The organism is Pedobacter sp. 01T416_2 (assembly GCF_056398925.1).
The window spans coordinates 1-1,545 of record NZ_JBFTQI010001059.1; the positions used below are offsets into that span (position 1 = coordinate 1).

Here is a 1,545-nt window from a genome sequence, read left to right on the forward strand (position 1 = left end):
ATTTATATAGCATAGCTTGTATAATATTATTGCATTTTTTTAAATTTATCAGGTATCGTTTTTAGCCTAAATTCCTTTCTGATTTCTGCTTTATTAAGCTCCGCAAACGATTGCACAAATAAATAATCCAATTTACTGCAGGCTCTGATTAAAACTCCGTAAGATTGTTGGGTATGTTGTTCGGTGCTGGATTTCAGGTCTTTGTGCCGTTTGCATCTAACTAATAATTAACATGTATATCGAATTTTAGGATTTGATGTGCTATTGAAAACCTAACCAAATATTATGATCAAATTGTATCTATCGTTGGCTATGTGCTGTCTGCTTTTTTTTACTGCTACAGCGCAGAACCGTACCGTTATCGGCCAGGTATCAGATGCCAAAACCGGTGAAACCCTTATTGGGGTGAGTATACTCCTTAAGGGCACTACCCAGGGCACAAGTTCAGACGGCAATGGGAAATTTAGCATAAGTGTACCAGACAACACTGCGGTGCTCATTTTTAATTACGTGGGTTATGCAAACCGCGAAGTAACTGTGGGCGAACAGCGTCAAATTAGTATCAAGATGTCGCCAGACGAAACCAACTTGAACGATGTTGTTGTTATTGGATATGGAACAGTAAAAAAACGCGATCTTACAGGTGCTGTTGTATCTGTTAAGGGGGATGATATTGCTAAAGTGCCTTCGGCAAATCCGCTTGAGTCTATTCAGGGAAAAGTACCGGGTGTTGATATTACCAGAAGCAGTGGCTCAGCTTCATCGGGCGTTAATATTAATATTAGGGGTACCCGTTCCATTTCAGCAGGAAACGGTCCGCTTATTATTGTTGATGGTGTGCAGTACGGAAGTTTGCAGGATCTAAATGCGAACGATATTGCTTCAATGGAAATACTCAAGGATGCTTCCTCTACTGCAATATACGGATCGAGAGGTGCCAATGGTGTAATCCTGGTAACCACTAAAAAAGGGATTTCCGGACAAGCCGTTGTATCACTTAATTCCTATTACGGGATCTCGCAGGTTGCACGGTATCCGGGTGTAATGGATGGCCAGCAATTTGTTGAGCAGCGCCGCCAGGCCTATCGTACCACAGGGAACTGGGCCAGCCCTGCCGATGATATCAAAATCTTTAATTCGGCCGAATATGCAGCCGTTCAGAATAACCAGTTTACCAACTATCAGGATCTATTGCTCCACGATGGAAGCCAACAGGATTATCAGCTCGGTGTTAGGGCCGGAACCGAAAAAACCAAAGCCTACTTTTCGCTCGATTATTTAAATGAAAAAGGACTCCTCAAAAACGACAGATCGGCACGTTACTCGGCGCGGTTAAACCTCGATCAGAACATTGGAAAGTATTTCACAACGGGGATGCAGGCACAGTTTACCCATTACGAGATAGATAACCGAAGGGATCCCTTAAACCAGGCCAACAAAATATCGCCTTTGGGTGATGCTTTCGACGCACAGGGCAATTTTATTGTCTATCCGCTTGCGGGAACTTCTGTGAATCCCCTTGCAGATGAGCAACCAGATGTATAT

At 43.0% G+C, this 1,545-nt stretch carries 1 protein-coding gene; it reads left to right on the plus strand.

What is annotated here, in order from left to right; genetic code table 11:
• Positions 1 to 285: 285 nt before the first annotated feature.
• Positions 286 to 1,545 (plus strand): SusC/RagA family TonB-linked outer membrane protein (locus tag AC1DPQ_RS27320; RefSeq protein WP_477611501.1); only part of this gene is annotated, 1,260 nt, incomplete at its 3' end.